This is a genomic window from Paenibacillus sp. P46E (assembly GCF_001909095.1).
Classification (GTDB): Bacteria; Bacillota; Bacilli; order Paenibacillales; family Paenibacillaceae; genus Paenibacillus_AQ; species Paenibacillus_AQ helianthi.
This window is the reverse complement of record NZ_LVYZ01000018.1, coordinates 1-718: the sequence shown is the minus strand read 5'-3', so window position 1 is coordinate 718 and position 718 is coordinate 1. Positions and strand designations below refer to the sequence as shown.

Genomic DNA, 718 nt, shown 5'->3' with positions numbered 1-718 from the left:
ACAGCTGGGTTTCCCCATTCGGACACCCCCGGATCAAAGCTTGCTTACAGCTCCCCGAGGCAGTTTCGTTGTTCGCCACGTCCTTCGTCGGCTCCTGGCGCCTAGGCATCCTCCGTGTGCTCTTATTAGCTTAACCGCAATTTTCTCCGCAGGAGAAATATTGAACATTGCTGTTCTTTACTTTCCTACCAGATCAATTGTATCAACTAATAACTATTTCAACTTGCTTACACAAGTTTCAGCTAAAAGATGTTCTAAAACGCATTTTCGTTTCGGTATCCAGTTTTCAAGGATCAAGGCATTGCATATACTATTACATGTAAAACATTTTGGTGGAGCCAAGCGGGATCGAACCGCTGACCTCCTGCTTGCAAGGCAGGCGCTCTCCCAGCTGAGCTATGGCCCCATAAAGTGATATAATGTTATATGGTGGGCCTTGGTGGACTCGAACCACCGACCTCACCCTTATCAGAGGTGCGCTCTAACCAACTGAGCTAAAAGCCCATATAACAGATATAACATTTTGAATCAACCAAAGGATTGGTTGTCCGCTTGGCAGCGTCCTACTCTCCCAGGACCCTTCGGTCCAAGTACCATCGGCGCTGGAGGACTTAACGGTCGTGTTCGGGATGGGTACGTGTGGAACCCCTCCGCTATCGCCACCAAACGCATACGAAAGAGACTTGCTCTTTCAAAACTGAACACGAGTGAGTGTTCG

General features: G+C 48.5%; 2 tRNA genes and 2 rRNA genes. All 4 read right to left on the bottom strand.

Annotated features, from left to right (window positions below):
- Positions 1-136: ribosomal RNA gene (locus A3849_RS04370) — 23S ribosomal RNA — on the bottom strand; the annotation flags it as partial.
- Positions 137-330: 194 nt separating this feature from the next.
- A tRNA-Ala gene (locus tag A3849_RS04365) sits at positions 331-406 on the bottom strand.
- Between the two features lie 21 nt (positions 407-427).
- Positions 428-504 (bottom strand) — tRNA-Ile (locus A3849_RS04360).
- Positions 505-550: 46 nt separating this feature from the next.
- Positions 551-667 (bottom strand): 5S ribosomal RNA (gene rrf, locus A3849_RS04355).
- Between the last annotated feature and the right edge of the window lie 51 nt (positions 668-718).